At 66.0% G+C, this 15,485-nt stretch carries 20 protein-coding genes; 9 read left to right on the top strand and 11 right to left on the bottom strand.

The genetic code is table 11. The features are described 5' to 3' along the window. Positions 1 to 5 precede the first annotated feature (5 nt). Together map and sfsA are read right to left on the bottom strand one after the other, a co-directional pair. A complete protein-coding gene (gene map / locus AC1ROB_RS19330; protein ID WP_492970755.1) occupies positions 6 to 812 on the bottom strand; it encodes a type I methionyl aminopeptidase in 807 nt (268 codons plus the stop codon). A 68-nt stretch (positions 813 to 880) separates the two neighbouring features. Beyond that, entirely contained in the window at positions 881 to 1,573 is a 693-nt protein-coding gene (sfsA, locus tag AC1ROB_RS19325) for a DNA/RNA nuclease SfsA (RefSeq protein ID WP_492969477.1), read from the bottom strand. 56 nt (positions 1,574 to 1,629) lie between these two features. Between sfsA and AC1ROB_RS19320 the strand changes: the two genes are divergently transcribed. The 5 genes from AC1ROB_RS19320 (at position 1,630) to AC1ROB_RS19300 (ending at position 3,968) form a co-directional block, all read left to right on the top strand. Further along, positions 1,630 to 2,403 carry a competence/damage-inducible protein A gene (locus tag AC1ROB_RS19320; RefSeq protein WP_492969478.1) on the top strand — a complete coding sequence of 258 codons (774 nt, stop codon included), beginning with the start codon at positions 1,630 to 1,632 and terminating at the stop codon, positions 2,401 to 2,403. After that, the gene (locus AC1ROB_RS19315) at positions 2,403 to 2,789 is read left to right on the top strand and encodes a Rap1a/Tai family immunity protein (RefSeq protein WP_492969479.1); all 387 of its coding nucleotides are present in this window, start codon (positions 2,403 to 2,405) and stop codon (positions 2,787 to 2,789) included. The genes AC1ROB_RS19320 and AC1ROB_RS19315 overlap by 1 nt, the downstream gene beginning before the upstream one ends. Before the next feature lie 120 nt (positions 2,790 to 2,909). Further along, on the top strand, positions 2,910 to 3,269 hold the full coding sequence (locus AC1ROB_RS19310; protein ID WP_492969480.1) for a hypothetical protein: 360 nt from the start codon (positions 2,910 to 2,912) through the stop codon (positions 3,267 to 3,269). Between the two features lie 10 nt (positions 3,270 to 3,279). Beyond that, positions 3,280 to 3,627 carry a hypothetical protein gene (locus tag AC1ROB_RS19305; RefSeq protein ID WP_492969481.1) on the top strand — a complete coding sequence of 116 codons (348 nt, stop codon included), beginning with the start codon at positions 3,280 to 3,282 and terminating at the stop codon, positions 3,625 to 3,627. Continuing rightward, on the top strand, positions 3,624 to 3,968 hold the full coding sequence (locus AC1ROB_RS19300) for a hypothetical protein (protein WP_492969482.1): 345 nt from the start codon (positions 3,624 to 3,626) through the stop codon (positions 3,966 to 3,968). Before AC1ROB_RS19305 ends, AC1ROB_RS19300 begins: the two co-directional genes overlap by 4 nt. On the opposite strand, the gene AC1ROB_RS19295 is transcribed toward AC1ROB_RS19300, so the two are convergent. The 6 genes from AC1ROB_RS19295 to AC1ROB_RS19270 are packed head-to-tail and all read right to left on the bottom strand — an operon-like array spanning position 3,949 to position 8,624. Beyond that, a complete protein-coding gene (locus AC1ROB_RS19295) occupies positions 3,949 to 4,947 on the bottom strand; it encodes an ABC transporter ATP-binding protein (RefSeq protein WP_492969483.1) in 999 nt (332 codons plus the stop codon). The genes AC1ROB_RS19300 and AC1ROB_RS19295 overlap by 20 nt on opposite strands. Further along, positions 4,944 to 5,954, bottom strand: a complete 1,011-nt coding sequence (locus AC1ROB_RS19290) for an ABC transporter ATP-binding protein (protein WP_492969484.1) — start codon at positions 5,952 to 5,954, stop codon at positions 4,944 to 4,946. Before AC1ROB_RS19290 ends, AC1ROB_RS19295 begins: the two co-directional genes overlap by 4 nt. 5 nt (positions 5,955 to 5,959) lie before the next feature. After that, a complete protein-coding gene (locus AC1ROB_RS19285) occupies positions 5,960 to 6,796 on the bottom strand; it encodes an ABC transporter permease (protein ID WP_492969485.1) in 837 nt (278 codons plus the stop codon). After that, positions 6,789 to 7,739, bottom strand: coding sequence for an ABC transporter permease (locus tag AC1ROB_RS19280; protein WP_492969486.1), 951 nt, complete (start codon positions 7,737 to 7,739; stop codon positions 6,789 to 6,791). The genes AC1ROB_RS19285 and AC1ROB_RS19280 overlap by 8 nt, the downstream gene beginning before the upstream one ends. A gap of 22 nt (positions 7,740 to 7,761) precedes the next feature. After that, complete coding sequence (locus tag AC1ROB_RS19275; RefSeq protein ID WP_492969487.1) at positions 7,762 to 8,421, bottom strand: class I SAM-dependent methyltransferase; 660 nt, start codon at positions 8,419 to 8,421, stop codon at positions 7,762 to 7,764. Next, positions 8,421 to 8,624 carry a DUF1289 domain-containing protein gene (locus AC1ROB_RS19270; protein ID WP_492969488.1) on the bottom strand — a complete coding sequence of 68 codons (204 nt, stop codon included), beginning with the start codon at positions 8,622 to 8,624 and terminating at the stop codon, positions 8,421 to 8,423. Before AC1ROB_RS19270 ends, AC1ROB_RS19275 begins: the two co-directional genes overlap by 1 nt. Positions 8,625 to 8,758: 134 nt before the next feature. Here AC1ROB_RS19270 and AC1ROB_RS19265 point away from each other — a divergent pair, with 134 nt between their 5' ends. The 4 genes from AC1ROB_RS19265 to AC1ROB_RS19250 are packed head-to-tail and all read left to right on the top strand — an operon-like array spanning position 8,759 to position 13,343. Next, positions 8,759 to 9,499 carry an ABC transporter ATP-binding protein gene (locus tag AC1ROB_RS19265; RefSeq protein ID WP_492969489.1) on the top strand — a complete coding sequence of 247 codons (741 nt, stop codon included), beginning with the start codon at positions 8,759 to 8,761 and terminating at the stop codon, positions 9,497 to 9,499. Between the two features lie 14 nt (positions 9,500 to 9,513). Continuing rightward, on the top strand, positions 9,514 to 10,248 hold the full coding sequence (locus AC1ROB_RS19260) for an ABC transporter permease subunit (RefSeq protein WP_492969490.1): 735 nt from the start codon (positions 9,514 to 9,516) through the stop codon (positions 10,246 to 10,248). 3 nt (positions 10,249 to 10,251) lie between these two features. After that, positions 10,252 to 12,174: a GldG family protein gene (locus AC1ROB_RS19255; protein ID WP_492969491.1), complete on the top strand. Its 1,923-nt coding sequence runs from the start codon at positions 10,252 to 10,254 to the stop codon at positions 12,172 to 12,174. 17 nt (positions 12,175 to 12,191) lie between these two features. Then, positions 12,192 to 13,343 (top strand): DUF4340 domain-containing protein, encoded by a 1,152-nt coding sequence (locus AC1ROB_RS19250; protein ID WP_492969492.1) that lies wholly within the window; start codon positions 12,192 to 12,194, stop codon positions 13,341 to 13,343. A gap of 18 nt (positions 13,344 to 13,361) precedes the next feature. On the opposite strand, the gene AC1ROB_RS19245 is transcribed toward AC1ROB_RS19250, so the two are convergent. From AC1ROB_RS19245 to AC1ROB_RS19235, 3 genes are all read right to left on the bottom strand, one after another. Continuing rightward, positions 13,362 to 14,159 carry an NUDIX hydrolase gene (locus tag AC1ROB_RS19245; RefSeq protein WP_492969493.1) on the bottom strand — a complete coding sequence of 266 codons (798 nt, stop codon included), beginning with the start codon at positions 14,157 to 14,159 and terminating at the stop codon, positions 13,362 to 13,364. Between the two features lie 29 nt (positions 14,160 to 14,188). Further along, complete coding sequence (locus AC1ROB_RS19240) at positions 14,189 to 14,614, bottom strand: GNAT family N-acetyltransferase (RefSeq protein ID WP_492969494.1); 426 nt, start codon at positions 14,612 to 14,614, stop codon at positions 14,189 to 14,191. A 68-nt stretch (positions 14,615 to 14,682) separates the two neighbouring features. Beyond that, positions 14,683 to 15,459, bottom strand: coding sequence for a DUF1223 domain-containing protein (locus tag AC1ROB_RS19235; RefSeq protein WP_492969495.1), 777 nt, complete (start codon positions 15,457 to 15,459; stop codon positions 14,683 to 14,685). Positions 15,460 to 15,485 lie beyond the last annotated feature (26 nt).

Below are 15,485 nucleotides of genomic sequence, written 5' to 3'. Positions count from 1 at the left end.
TCCGTTTATGCGTATGGCGGCTTGTGCCAGCCCTTGGGCGACTGGGTGAAGATCTCGTAGCCGGTCTCGGTGACGCCGATCGAATGTTCGAACTGCGCCGAGAGCGAGCGGTCCTTGGTCACCGCGGTCCAGCCATCCGACAGCAGCTTCACCTGCCACTTGCCGGCATTGATCATCGGCTCGATGGTGAAGAACATGCCGGCCTTCAGCGGCACGCCGGTGCCCGGCTCGCCGTAATGCAGGATGTTCGGCGGCTCGTGGAAAATGCGCCCCAGGCCATGGCCGCAGAAATCGCGCACCACCGAGAAGCGTTCTTTTTCGGCGAAGCGCTGGATCGCATAGCCGATGTCGCCGGTGGTGGCGCCGGGCTTGACGACTTCGATGCCGCGCATCATGGCTTCATAGGTGATCTCGCAGAGCCGCTTGCCCTTCACGCCGACATCGCCGAGCAGGAACATGCGGCTGGTATCGCCATGCCAGCCATCGAGGATGACGGTGACGTCGATATTCAGGATGTCGCCGTCTTCCATCACCTTGTCGCCCGGGATGCCGTGACAGACCACATGGTTGACCGAGGTGCAGATCGATTTCGGGAAGCCGCGATAGCCCAGCGGCGCCGGCACGGCGCCATGCTGCAGGATATAGTCGTGGCAGAGCGTGTTGAGCTGGTCCGTGGTGATGCCGGGGACCACATGGGGGGTGATGAAATCCAGGGTCTCGGCGGCCAGGCGGCCGGCCTTGCGCATGCCCTCAAAGTCGGCGGCGCTGTGCAGGCGGATGGCACCGGGACGGAAATCCTCGTCCTCGTCCATGTCGTCAGCGATGCGGGCCTGGCTCTGGTTCACAGCGAAAATCCAGTTATCTGTTGCATTTCAGTGCGTTACGGGTCTATCGGCAGCCGGTCTGTCATCACGATCCCGGCCTCGGTAACGCGACAGGCATAACATAGCGCCTCGACCCCGGCATTCCTAGCCTCGATGAAGGCGGCGGCATAGCCCGGATCGCAGTCGGCGGCGATGCGGAAATGGCGGCAATCCCCGCGCTGGACCACGAACAGCATGACGGCGCGATGGCCGGCCGCCACCATGGCTGTCAGCTCGCGCAGATGTTTGGCGCCACGCTCCGTCACGCAGTCGGGAAATTCCGCCAGCGGCGGGTGGCGGCTCAGATGCACATTCTTGATTTCCAGATAGCAGTCTGGTTTTCCGGGCGCGGTGAGCAGGAAATCGACGCGGCTGTTGGCGCCGTATTTCACCTCGGGCCGGTGCAGGGCATAGCTGGCCAGTTCGGGGATGTGATCCTGCTGCAGCGCTTCGGCCACCAGCCGGTTGGGCAGGCCGGTATCGATGCCCACCAGGGTGCCATCGGCCTCGGCGATCACCCAGCCCCAGTTCAGCTTGCCCTTGCCGGGCTTGAGCCAGGCGCGGCTACCCGGCTTGTCCAGTCCCAGCATGGCGCCGGGATTGGGGCAGTGCACGGTTTCCTCATGGCCGTCGGCAAAGCGCATGTCGGCGAGGAACCGCTTGTAGCGGCGCAGCAGGATGGCGGGGGTGAGGGGCGTGGGAAAGTCCATGTCCCGGCTATAGCGATGGCTGGCCTGCCCGTCCAGCGCGTGCTATGTCCTGCGACATGACGGAAACGCCCGAGATCGCGCCCAAGATTGTGACCGCCGCCATGCTGGTGATCGGCAACGAGATCCTCTCGGGCCGCACCCGCGACGCCAATATGCATCACCTGGCCGGCAGGCTGACCGAACTGGGCATCCGCTTGCGCGAGGCGCGCGTGGTGCCCGATATCGAAGCGACGATCATCGCCGCCGTGCGCGAGTTGAGCAGCGCCTATGACTATGTCTTCACCTCAGGCGGCATCGGCCCGACCCATGACGACATCACCGCCGACTGCATCGCCAAGGCCTTCAATGTCGGCATCGACGTGCATCCGGAAGCGCGCCGCCGGCTGGAAGCGCATTACGAGGCCGGCATGCTGAACGCCGCGCGCCTGCGCATGGCGCGCATCCCCGACACCGCCACGCTGATCGACAATCCGGTCTCCGCCGCGCCGGGATTCCGCATCGGCAATGTGATGGTGATGGCCGGCGTGCCGATGATTTTCCAGGCCATGGTGGCCAGCGTCGCCCCGTCGCTGACCGGTGGCGACAGGCTGCTGTCGCGCACCGTGCTGGCCTTCGTGCCCGAGGGTGCCGTGGCGGAAGACCTTGGTGCCCTGCAGAAGCAATATGCCGATGTCGACATGGGCTCCTACCCGGCCTTCCGCGCCGGCAAGGCCTCGACCGCCATTGTGCTGCGCTGCACCGACAAAAACCGTCTGGATCAGGCCGCCGATGCCATGTATGCCATCTTCCGCCGCATGGGCGGCGAGCCTTTTGAGAACGAGATCGTCTGATGCGTGCGCTGCTGTTCGTCTTTGTCCTTCTGCTGACCGGCCCCGCCCTGGCCCAGGCGCAGGCCCAGGCGCCGATGTCGTCCAACCTGACGCCGCCGCCGCGCTTCTTGGCCAAGGACCTGGTCGCGCTTTGCGAGGGCCCGGAAAACAGCGCCCGGCTGGCCGGCTGCCTGCGCTACCTGCAGGGCGCCGTCGCCATGTATGAGGTGGCTGTCGGCGAGGCCAAGGACCTGAGCCTGTTCTGCGCGCCGCGCGAGGCGCCGGCGACCCTGCTGCGTCAGCAGTATGTGGAATGGGCCAAGGATAATGGCGATCTGCTGGGCCAGGATGCGATCCAGGCGGTCAAGCTGGCGCTGGTCGATGCCTTCCCCTGCCAGGGCGATTGAAGCTGGGTGACTGACGCATCTACACATCAAGGTGATCGGGTGGCCCTGATTCTGCCGCATTCCTGATCGAGCCTGACAGGCTATAATCCCTTGCCCCCGCAGAACCGGACGGACACCGTCATGGGCAAAACACTGAGCTCGTCTTTCGCTCTCGCCGCGCTGGCGGCCCTGCTGGCCGGCTGCGGCCCGCCGATGGCCTGGCAGAAGCCCGGCGTCACCATGGCGGATGCGCAGACGGACAGCCGCGAATGCAATGCCCTGGCGCGCAACCAGGCCTTCCGCGAGGGGTTCTTCGGGCCGTCCTACGGCTATCCGGGCTATCCCGGCTATTACGCCTTCGGCGGCTATCCCTATGGCCCCTACAGCTATCGCGGCAGCCCCTATCGCGACCCTTACATGTGGCGCGGCCAGCGCGAGAGCGAACTGCAGGATTTCTGTCTGCGTGCCCGTGGCTACAGCCTGCAACCGGTTCCGCAATAGCGAGGATGCCATGATCCGCCCTGTCTTCGTTGTCAGCCTTGTAATCCTGCTGGCGGCCTGCGCGCCCACCACCGAATGGTCGCGGGCCAATACCACAACCGCGCAGCTGAAAACCGACGAGAAAGACTGCAATGCCATCGCGGACTATCAGGCGATGGACGAGAGCAGCAAGTCGAAGCCGATCTATCCGCCCTACAAGGACACCCAGTTCACCCTCGACGGCGGCGGCGGTGACGATGGCGGCGGCGGTCCCACCACCTCCTACAGCCGCCGCGGCGCGCGGATGTATGAGCTGAGCGAATACTGCATGCAGCAGCGCGGCTATGCGCTGGTGCCGATCCAGAAACCGGCGCGATGACGCGCGGTTTCACCCTCGCCGCGATGCTGCTGCTGACGGCCTGCGCCACCACGCCGACCGAATGGGTGCGCACCGATACCGGCGTGGCGCAGCGCGATCGCGATTACAAGGAATGCCGCGACATCGCCTGGAAACAGGCGCTGGATGAAAGCTCGTCCTCGCGGCCGCTCTATCCGCCGTGGACCGGCACCGGCTTCGATACGCGACCGCCATTCTCGCCGGGCTTCCGCCAGGAGTCGCCGTCCTATTTCGCCCGCGGGCCGCGTGAGGCCGAATTCACCGATTACTGCATGCGCCAGCGTGGCTACAGCCTGCAGGCGCTCACGCCACCGCCGCGCTGAGCAACCTCTCCGCCTTGTGGCAGGCGACGCTGCGGCCATCTGCCAGCGGACGCAACGGTGGCCGCACGGCACGGCAGTGATCGTCGGCATGGCTGCAGCGCGCTGCCAGTGCACAGCCGGGCGGCAGCTGCGTCTGGTTCGGTGGCTGGCCCTGCAGCAGGCTGTGCCGGCGCGCCTGGCCCTTCGGCGGCGGCACCGGGCGCGGCAGGGCGGCGAGCAGCGCCTGGGTATAGGGATGCGCTGGCCGGCTGAACACGGTGGCCGTTTCGCCCTGTTCGACGATGCGGCCGGCATACATCACCGCCACATGGCTGCACAGATGGTCGATCACCGCCAGGTTATGGCTGATGAACAGATAGGTGATGCCATGGCGCTGCTGCAGCTCGGCCATCAGGTTCAGCACCTGGGCCTGTACGGAAACGTCCAGCGCCGAGACCGCTTCGTCGGCAACGATCAGTTTGGGCTGGGTGATCAGGGCGCGGGCGATGGCGATACGCTGGCGCTGGCCGCCGGAGAATTCATGGGGATATTTCGCCATGTCGCCTTCGCGCAGGCCGACGGTGGCCAGCGTATCGGCGATGCGGGCGCGGCGCGCGGCGCGGCTTAAGCGTTCCAGCACGTCCAGCGGTTCAGCGACGATGCGCTCGACGCTCAGTCGCGGATCGAGCGAACCATAGGGATCCTGGAATACCATCTGGAAATCGCGACGGGCGGCGCGCAGGTCGGTTACCGACAACCGATGCAGGTCGCGGCCGGCAAAGCGCACGCTGCCAGCATCGGGGGCTTCCAGCGCCATCACCAGCCGGGCGAGCGTGGACTTGCCGCAGCCGCTTTCGCCCACCACGCCCAGGCTTTCGCCGGCCTTGATCTGCAGCGACACGCCGTTCACCGCATGCACCTTCTGCACGGGCGCAAAGGGCGTGCTGCGGCCGAGCGGATAGGCCTTCTGCACCTCTGAAATCTCGACCAGCGCCGTCATGGCTGCACGGCCCTCAGGCCGGTGAGCGCATCGGTGCGCCAGCATTCGGCGCGGTGACTGACACCGACGCTGACATCGGGCGGGAATTCGGCGCGGCAGCGCGGCTCGACCAGATCGCAGCGGTCGGCAAAGGCGCAGGCGGCCGGCAGGTCGGCCAGATCGGGCACGATGCCGGCGATGGTGGGCAGCGGCGGCCGCGGATGCGCGGCGCTGCTGTCGCCGATCTGCGGCATGGCGGCGAACAGGCCGCGCGCGTAAGGATGCGCCAGTCGGGCGAAGACCTCGTGCACCGGGCCGCTTTCCACCGCGCGGCCGGCATACATCACCAGCACGCGGTCGGCGGTCTCGGCGATCACGCCCAGATCGTGGCTGATCAGCACCAGGCCCATGCCGCTGTCATCGACCAGGCGGCGGATCAGGTCGAGAATCTGGCCTTGGATGGTGACGTCGAGTGCCGTGGTCGGTTCATCGGCAATCAGGATATCGGGGTCGCAGGCCAGCGCCATGGCGATCATCACGCGCTGACGCTGGCCGCCGGATAATTGATGCGGATAGGCGCTGATACGGTCGCGCGGATTGGGCAGGCCGACGCGATCCAGCAGCTCCACGGCGCGTTCATGGGCCTGGCGCTGGCTCAGGCGCAGATGCTGCTGCAGCGGCTCGGCGATCTGGTCGCCGATGCGGTGCAGGGGATTGAGCGAGGTCATCGGCTCCTGGAAGATCATCGCCAGCCGGTTGCCACGCAGGGTGCAGAGCGCAGCTTCATCCTGCTGCAGCAGGTCGTTGCCGCCATAGAGCACGCGGCCGCCGGTGACGGCGGCATCGGGCAGCAGGCCCATCAGCGCCAGGGCCGTCATCGACTTGCCGCAGCCGCTTTCACCGACGATGCCCAGCACCTCGCCCTTATGCAGGTCGAAGCTGATGCCGCGCACAGCGGCGGCCGGACCGCGGCCGGTCTGCAGGGTAACGCGCAGGTCCTGGACGGAGAGCAACGGAGCATCGGTCATCGTCTTCACCGCTGCCGCGACAGGCGCGGATCGGTCAGGTCGCGCAGACCATCGCCGAGCAGGTTGAGGCCGAGCACCGCGATGGCGATGGCGCAGCCGGGAAAGACCGCCAGGAAGGGCGCGCGAAACACCATGCCCTGGGCTTCGTTGAGCATGCGGCCCCAGGAGGGCGTCGGCGGCTGGGTGCCGAGGCCGAGATAGGAGAGCGCGGCTTCGGCCAGGATGGCGAGCGCGAACTGGATGGTGGCCTGCACCACGATGACGCTGAGGATGTTGGGCAGCACATGCTCGACGGTGATACGGAATGTGCCCTTGCCGGCGCTGCGCGCGGCCAGGATGAAGTCGCGGGCCCAGATCGCATTGGCCGAGCCGCGCACCACGCGGGCGAAGACCGGGATGTTGAAAATGGCGATCGCCACCACCGAGTTCATCGTGCTGGGACCGAAGATGGCGGCCAGCATGATGGCCGACAGGATGGCCGGGAAGGCGAAGGTGAAATCGGCAAAGCGCATGACCAGTTCTTCCAGCCAGCCGCGTTTGGCCGCCGCCAGCAGGCCGAGCGCGCTGCCCAGCACCAGGCCGATGCTGACGGCCACGGTGCCAACCATCAGCGAGTTCTGTGCGCCAGCGAGGATCAGCGACAGCACGTCGCGGCCGAAGGGATCGGTGCCGAGCCAGTATTCGGCCGAGGGCGCTGCCATGCGGCGGCGGATGTTGATCGCGGTGGGCGAATGAGGCGTCCAGACCAGTGACAGCAGCGCCATGCCCAGCACAAGAGCGCTCAGCAGGCCGCCAATCACGAAGCTGCGATGCCGCAGGGCGCGTTTGAGGAAGTCAGACATCGCGCGCCTTCAGCCGCGGATCGATCACGGCATAGAGAATGTCGACGATGAAATTCACCATCACCACGGTGAAGGCCAGCAGGATCACGGCAGCTTTCACCACTTCGATGTCGCGGTTGCTGATTGCCTGGAAGATCAGGCGGCCGAGACCGGGGAGGGCGAAGACCTGTTCGACGACAATGGTGCCGGTCAGCAGGTTGCCGAACTGCAGGCCGATCACGGTGACGACCGGGATCAGCGCATTGCGCAGCACATGGCGCCAGAGTGCGGCGCGCCGGCTCAGGCCCTTGGCACGCGCGGTGCGCACGAAATCCTCGCGCAGCACTTCCAGCACCGAGGAGCGCGTGATGCGCGCCAGGATCGCCGCCTGCACCACGGCGAGCGAGATGCTGGGCAGGATCAGACTTTTTGCTGCGGCCAGCACGCCGCCGCCCCAGCCGGGAAAACCGCCGGCCGAGACCCAGCCGAGATTGACGGCGAAGAGCAGGATCAGCAGCAGGCCGAACCAGAAATTCGGGATCGAGATGCCGAGCTGGCTGATGCCCATGATCACCACGTCGCCCGGCCGGTTATGCTGAGCGGCGGCATAGACGCCGAGGCCCAGCGCCAGCAGGATGGTCATCAGCATGGCGCCCAGCGCCAGCGGATAGGTCAGCGCCAGCCGTTCGGCGATCAGCGGCCAGACCGGCGTCTTGTAGGCATAGGACATGCCGAAATCGCCGACTGCCAGATGCGCCAGCCAGTCGATGTAGCGGTCGAACACCGGCCGGTTCAGACCGTACTGCTCGCGGAACACCTGCAGCTGTTCGTCGGTGGCGTCGATGCCGAGCACCAGCAGGGCCGGATCGCCGGGCAGGATTTCCAGCACCAGGAACACGATCACCGAAGTCGCCGCGAGCGTGGCGAGCAGGGTGAGGAAGCGTTTGAACAGGAAGGCTGGCATAATGGGGCGATGCGCGCCTGGGTCAGAGTTTCAGCGCCAGCGTGACGCCGTCGCCCAGCGGCAGCATGCTGTGCCGGATACGCGGATCTTTCGCGAGCTTTTCGTTGAAGGCGCGCAGGGCGATCGTATCCGTCGAAGTATCGGCGGGATCAGCAACGGCGCCGCCCCACAGCACATTGTCATAGGCCGCCATGCCGCCGGGCCGCAGCAGCGTGAGCACGCGTTCGTGATAGGCGGCATAACCGGCCTTGTCGGCATCGACGAAGGCAAAATCATACGTGCCGGCCGCGCCATCGGCGATCAGGGCATCAAGCGTCTGCACGGCCGGTGCGATCTTCAGGACGATCTTGTGGGCAACGCCGGCCTCCTGCCAGTAGCGCCGGGCCACCGCGGTCCAGTCCGCGCTGATGTCGCAGGCGGTGATATGGCCGTCCTCGGGCAGGGCCAGCGCCACGGCCAGCGAGGAATAGCCGGTGAAGACACCGACCTCCAGGCAGCGTTTCGCACCGGTCGCCTGCACCAGCAGCTGGAAGAAGGCGCCCTGGTCGGCGCCGATCTGCATGCCGCCATGGGGGATCCCGGCGGTTTCCTGCCGCAGCCGGGCCAGGGCGGGATGTTCCGTCGGCGAGACCGACAGCAGGTAGTCGTAGAGCCTGGCGTCCAGGCCAACGCTGCGGGGCATCAGGAGGCCTCCTTGCGGGCGGCCATATACGCCGCGTGCCGGGGCGGCAGCCGGTCCAGCAGGGCGCGGCGGCCGGGGGTGTCCAGGGTCGGCCAGGCGCCGATCTCGGCGCCGGTCCGCCAGCAGCCGATGCACCAGCCGGTTTTCCGGTCGATCTGGCAGACATTGATGCAGGGCGAGGGGATGTCCGCCCGATCCGTCATGGCCGGGTCTGTCATGGCGCGTCAAACCAGCGCATTTTCCCGCAGGGGACTTGAACCATGGGCGTGGACACTCTTATCTAGCGGGCGCCGTGCGGCCAGGGCCGCCGCGGACAGGCAGGGGACGTTCTAAGACGATGATCGACATAAAGAATCTGGTCAAGCAATTCGGGCCTTTCACGGCGGTCGACAATGTCAGTCTGACGGTTGCCAAGGGCGAGGTGCTGGGCTTCCTGGGCCCCAACGGCGCCGGCAAGTCGACCACGATGAAAATGCTCTGCGGGTTCCTGACGCCCACCTCGGGCAGCATCGCCGTCTGCGGCCATGACGTCGAGACCGATCCGCTGGCGGCCAAGCAGGTGATCGGTTATCTGCCGGAAGGCGCGCCGACCTATGCCGACATGACGGCGCGCGGCTTCCTCGATTTCATCGCCGATGTGCGCGGCATGAGCGGCACCGACCGCCAGTGGCGCCTCGACAAGGTGGTGGACCAGGTCAACATCAAGGATGTGCTGGACCAGCCGATCGACACGCTGTCCAAGGGCTACAAGCGCCGCGTCGGCCTCGCCCAGGCGATCCTGCACGATCCGCCGGTGCTGGTGCTGGACGAACCGACCGACGGCCTCGACCCGAACCAGAAGCATGAAGTGCGCGGCCTGATCCAGGCCATGGCGCGCGACAAGGCCATCATCATCTCGACCCATATCCTCGAAGAGGTGGAAGCGGTGTGCAGCCGCGCCATCATCATCGCCCGCGGCCGTATCGTCGCCGAGGGCCGCCCGGAAGGGACGGCCGGCTGGCGTATCGGCGATGTGCTGGCCGCGCCGGGCAAGCTGGACGCCGCCTTCCGCACCATCACGCAAGCGCGCGCCGCCTGATCAGGACCAGACCCATGAAACCGATGCTTGCCGTTCTGCGCCGCGAATTCAGCGGCTATTTCTCCACCCCGGTGGCCTATGTCTTCATCGTGGTGTTCCTGTTCACCGCGGGAATCTTCACCTTCTATCTCGGCCAGTTCTTCGAACGCGGCCAGGCCGACCTGAAGGCCTTCTTCCTGTTCCATCCCTGGCTCTATCTCTTCTTCCTGCCGGCCATCGCCATGCGGCTGTGGGCGGAAGAGCGCAAGAGCGGCACCATCGAGCTGCTGCTCACTCTACCAATCCCGTTGTGGGCCGCCGTGCTGGGCAAGTTCCTCGCCGCCTGGGCCTTCGCCGGCATCGCACTGCTGCTGACCTTCCCGCTCTGGCTTACCGTCAACTGGCTCGGCTCGCCCGATAACGGCGTCATCCTCGCCGGCTATATCGGCAGCCTGCTGATGGCCGGTGCCTATCTGGCGATCGGCAGCTGTCTCTCGGCGGTGACCAAGAACCAGGTGATCGCCTTCGTGGTCAGCGTGCTGGTCTGCTTCATCTTCACCGTCTCGGGCGCGCCGATGGTGCTGAGCTTCTTCCAGGGCTGGGCGCCGGCGCTGATCGTCGACACCATCGCCTCCTTCAGCTTCCTGGCGCATTTCAACGCCATCACCGATGGCGTGATCGATCTGCGAGATCTGGTGTTCTTCCTTTCGCTGATCGCGGTCTGGCTCTATGCCACGGCCGTTGTCGTCGACCTCAAGAAGGCGGGTTGAGTCATGAAGTCCGGCAGCAAAGCCCTTCTCACCGGCACCGGCCTGATCGCCGCTTTTGCCGTCTTCCTTGGCCTGAACGTCGTGGTCAACCAGGGTCTGCGCAACACCCGCATCGACCTGACCGAAGCCCGGCTCTACACGCTATCCGACGGCACCCGCAATGTGCTGAAGGCGATCCCCGAGCCGATCACCCTGCGCTATTTCTTCTCCGACAAGCTGGCCGGCAATGCGCCGCAGCTGAAGCAGTACGGCACCCGCGTGCGCGAACTGCTGGAACGCTATGCCTCGCTGTCGGGCGGCAAGATCCGTCTGGAAGTGATCGATCCCGAACCCTTCTCGGAAGCCGAGGACCGCGCGGTGCAGGCCGGCCTGCAGGGCGCGCAGCTGCCCGGCGGCTCGCTGTATTTCGGCCTGGTCGGCAGCAATGCGCTGGACCAGCAGCAGGTGGTGCCCTTCTTCCAGGCGGAGAAGGAGCAGTTCCTCGAATACGATCTGACCAAGCTGGTTTTTGCACTGAGCAACCCGACCAAGCCGACCATCGGCATCCTCGGCGCCATGCCGCTGGAATACGGCCCGGGCGGCATCATGGCGGCCATGCGCGGCCAGGCGCAGCCCTATCTGATCCTCGAGCAGATCAAGCAGTTCTTCCAGGTGAAGATGCTCGATCCCTCCAAGCCGGAGGAGATCGACGACAAGCTGGGCGCGCTGGTGCTGGCGCATCCGAAGGACCTGAGCCCGCAGGCACAGTATGCCGTCGACCAGTATGTGCTGAAGGGCGGCCGCCTGATCGTCTTCGCCGATCCTTACTCCGAAACCATGGCGGCGCAGCCGAATCCGATGACCGGCCAGCCGACGCCGGGCGGCGACCAGTCCTCGCTGCTGCCCGAGCTGTTCAAGGCCTGGGGCATCGAAGTGCAGGCCGGCAAGTTCGTTGCCGATCTGAGCCTCGCCCAGCGCGTGCAGACCGGTCGTCCGGGTGCGGCGGCCGTGGTCGATTACGTGCCGTGGCTGGCGATCCCGCCGGAGAATCTCAGCCATGCCGATGTGGTGACGGCTGATCTGACGCAGATCAATGCCGCCTCGATGGGCGCGATCCGCAAGCTGGATGGCGCCACCACCACGGTGACGCCGCTGATCACCTCGTCGAACCAGACCATGCTGATGGATATCGCCGACCTGCAGGGCGATCCCAATCCGCAGATCCTGGCCGAGAAGTTCAAGGCCGGCGGCGAGACCTATGTGCTGGCGGCCCGCATCAGCGGCAACGCCAAGACGGCTTTCCCCAATGGCGCGCCGGCAGCTGAGAAGAAGGACGGCGCGGCGACGGCTGCCCCGGCCGCGGCACTGACCGAGAGCGTCAAGCCGATCAATGTGCTGCTGGTGGCCGATGCCGATCTGTTGGATGACCGCTTCTGGGTGCGCACGCAGCAGATGATGGGCCAGAGCATGTATGTGCCGATTGCCGCCAATGCCGACTTCCTGGTCAATGCGATCGAGAATATGTCGGGCTCGGGCGACCTGATCGGGCTGCGCAGCCGCGGCAAGTCGCAGCGGCCGTTCGAGCTGATCGACGGCATGCGCCGCCAGGCCGACCAGCAGTTCCTTGCCCGCCAGCGCGTGCTGGAGCAGAAGCTGGAAACCACGCAGAAGCAGCTGGCCGACCTGCAGTCCAAGGCGCAGGAGCAGTCCAACGCCCTGCTCAGCGCCGAGCAGGAAGCCGCGATCACTACCTTCCGCGACCAGCTGCTGGAAACCCGGCGCGAGCTGCGCGGCGTGCAGCGCGAGTTGAACCGCGATATCGAAAGCGTGCAGCTGCTGGTGAAGTTCATCAATATCGGCCTGATGCCGCTGCTGGCCGCGCTGGTCGCGGTCGGTCTCGCCATCGTCTGGCGCCGTCGCCGGATCCGTCGCGCGCTGGAAGGCTGAGAGTCGGGAGTCACGTCATGCAGATGCGCAATAAAACCTGGGCAATTCTGGTCGCTGCGGCCGTTGTGATCGGCGCGGCCGGCTGGTGGGTGGCCACGTCACGCGACCAGGCCTCGCAGGCCGATTTCACGCCACGGCCGCTGTTCCCCGGCCTGACCGCCAAGGTCAACGATGTGGCCTCGCTGGAGATTGCGACGACGAAGGCGCTGTTCCGCATCGAACGCGGCGCGACGGCAGACCAGTGGACCATGCCGAGCCGCAGCGGTTATCCGGTGCGCGCCGATCTGGTGCGCAAGAATGTACTGGGCATTGCCGGGCTGGAAACGGTGGAGCCGCGCACCGACAAGCCCGAGCATTACAGCCGCCTGCAGGTTTCCGAGCCCGACAAATATCAGCCGGTGGACGAGACGGCGAAATCCGATCCCGGTCCGATCCTGGTGCGGCTGGTGGATGCCGATGCCAAATCGATTGCCGCGGTGATCGTGGGCAAGGCGCGCAGCTTCGGCAGCGGCGGCAAGCCGGGCCAGATGCATGTGCGCAAACCCGAAGACGCCCGCGCCTGGCTGGCTCAGGGCTATCTGGAGCTGCCCGCCGAACCGGCCCAGTGGCTGGCGAAGGATATGATCAAGCTGGATCGCAGCCGGGTCGCCTCTGCCACCGTGACGCATCCCGACGGCGAAGTACTGAAGGTCCTGCGCGGGCCGGAAAAGACCGATGGCTCGGGCGTCGATTTCGTGCTGCAGGGCGTGCCCAGGGGCATGAAGGCGGCGTCGGCCTATGACATCAACGCGGTGCCGGGTGCGCTGGCCTATCCGAATTTCGAGGATGTGGACAAGGCGGCCGAGCATGATTTCGCCAAGGCCACGGTGACCGAGATCGTCACGCTGGATGGCATCAAGGCGACGATCCGTGTGATCCCGGCCGAGCAGGACAAGAAGTTCTGGATGACCATCGCCGTCGCCTACAACGCCGCATTGGCGAAACCTGATGCCGCAAACAAGGATCTGCTGAAGCCCGATGAGGCCGAGAAGCAGGCCAACGAGGCTACCCGCCGCCTCGACGGCTGGGCCTATCTGGCGCCCGACTTCACGGCACGCGACTTCACGCGCCGCCTGAAGGACCTGATCGAGAAGGATGAGCCGGAAAAGAAGGACGAGAAGAAGGGCTGAACCTTCTTCTGTCCCGGCTTACATCCCGACGCGGCTGAGCGGAATTTCGGTGACGCCATAGCCGGCTTCGGCCGGGATGCGCAGATGCGGTTCGCTGAAGCTCACCTTGTCCAGCACCGGCATCACGTCGACGATGGCATCGACGGCTGCGGCTTTCAGGGCGCTGTCCACATCATTTGAACGCGCCAGCTTGACCAGCTGCATGCGGGTGGCAAACACGATGGTGCGTGTCTTGGCTTCCCAGGCATCCAGCGCGGCCTGCGCGCCCAGCCATTCGGATTCGACGGACTCACTGCCGTCATGGACACCGATCTGGTCTTCCGGCGTGCGGGCCAGGAAGAACCAGGTGTCGAACCGTTTGGGCATCACCTCGGGGGTGATCCAGTGGGCGAACGGCACCAGGCTGTCCAGCGCGTAATCGAGCCCTTCGGCTTCGGCCATGTCGCGCAGCGACTTGTCGCCGCGGTTCAGCGGTTCGCGCCAGGGCCCGAGCTTTTCCACGGCCTCGGCCGACAGCAGTTTGCCGTCGCCCTTTTTACGCGCCAGCAGCAGACCGGATTCCTCAAAGGCTTCGCGGATCGCGCCGAAGGCAAAGGCGGTGAGCTGCGGATCGAAGGCGCCGGGCCGGGCATGGCGGCCCATCAGCACCGGATCGCTGTCGCCGGCGGCCAGCTTGCCGCCGGGAAACACCATGGCGCCGGAGGCGAAGTCGATGGCATGGTTGCGCTTGACCATGAAGACTTCCAGTCCGGCCTCGCCATCGCGGATCATCAGCACGGTGCTGGAGGGCAGCAGGGCCGGTTTCTGTTCACTCATCGCGTCTTCCCTTTGTGTTTTTTTATTCTTCAGACCGCACGCCGCAGGTAGATCTTGTTACCCCCATGCGGATCGGGCGTGAAGCCGCGGTGGCGCAGCCAGTCGATGCCGGCGCGGTCCTGCACCGGGCGCTGCACCTCCACCGCGGTCAGGCCGAGGCTGCGGGCATGCTGGGCGGCACAGTCGAGCATCCAACCCCCCAGGCCCTGGCCACGCGCTTCCTCGGCGACCGCCAGGCGGTTGACCAGCAGGCTGGCATGCATCGGCAGCAGGACGGTGAAACCATCGACGGCGGTGCGCCATTCGGCCAGGAACAGGCTTTCATCGCGCTGCAGGGCGGCGAGGTCGAGCGTGGCGGCATCGCTGAAGGCGCCGCGGGAGATTTCGTTGAGGCGCGGCAGGTCGTTGCGGTCGGCCAGTCGCAGGCGATGTTCGATCCGGCTGTTTGCGGTCATGGCGAAAGCTTCCGCCGCGCCGGCTGCAGTGTCAACGATTGCGGCTGTGACCGATGGGTTGCGTGCCGCTATTGCGGCGCTTTCAGGTCGACGGCGCCGATGATCGGGCCGACACCGTGGCTGTTGACGGCCTGCAGCAGCACCACGGCGCCCTGCCGGCTCCAGTCGATATCGGTGAGCGCCGGCACTTCATAAGACGCCGCCTTGCCCTGCCAGCGGCCGAGTTCGGCCCAGACCCGCGCGACATTCAGGTAATTCAGCGTGCGGCCGTGATTCTCGCCGCGTTCGATGGCGACGTCATGCTGGAAGTCGTAGCGGCAGAGCAGCAGCTTGGCCTCGCCGGCCCAGCCTTTTTCCGCCAGCGCCTTGTCGATATCGGGTACGCGCACCTGCCACTGGCCGGCCTTGTGCTCGGCCTTCATGGTCACATGCTGCTGCTTGCGCGCCTTGGAAATCGCATAGGCCACAGCATCGCGGTCGGAACCGACCACGGCGAACTGGCCGTCCACCACCACCTGCGGCGTATAGACTTCGCGCTTACCGCTGTTGCGGGCGTAGTCCTGCTGGCGCACGCCATGACCCTTGCGGCTGAGCGTATCTTTCCAGCCGAGATAGTCCCAGTAATCGACATGCAGCGACAGCGGCAGCACGCCGGGCTCCTGGCGCCAGTCCTTCATCAGCGCATCGGCCGGCGGACAGGAGTTGCAGCCCTGGCTGGTGAACAGCTCTAGCACCACGAGTTGCGGCGCGGCCTGATTCTGCGCGCGCGACGGCATTGCTGCGGCCAGGGCGACAAGGCCCGGCAGCAAAAATAATCCACAGCGGCGAAAAGTGGTCAGCATCATCGCGTCAACCTAGGCACAGCCCTACC

The sequence above is a fragment of the Ferrovibrio sp. GW821-FHT12F09 genome, from assembly GCF_058806775.1.
The sequence above is the reverse complement of the archived record's forward strand: the minus strand, read 5'-3'. Positions and strand labels throughout refer to the sequence as shown.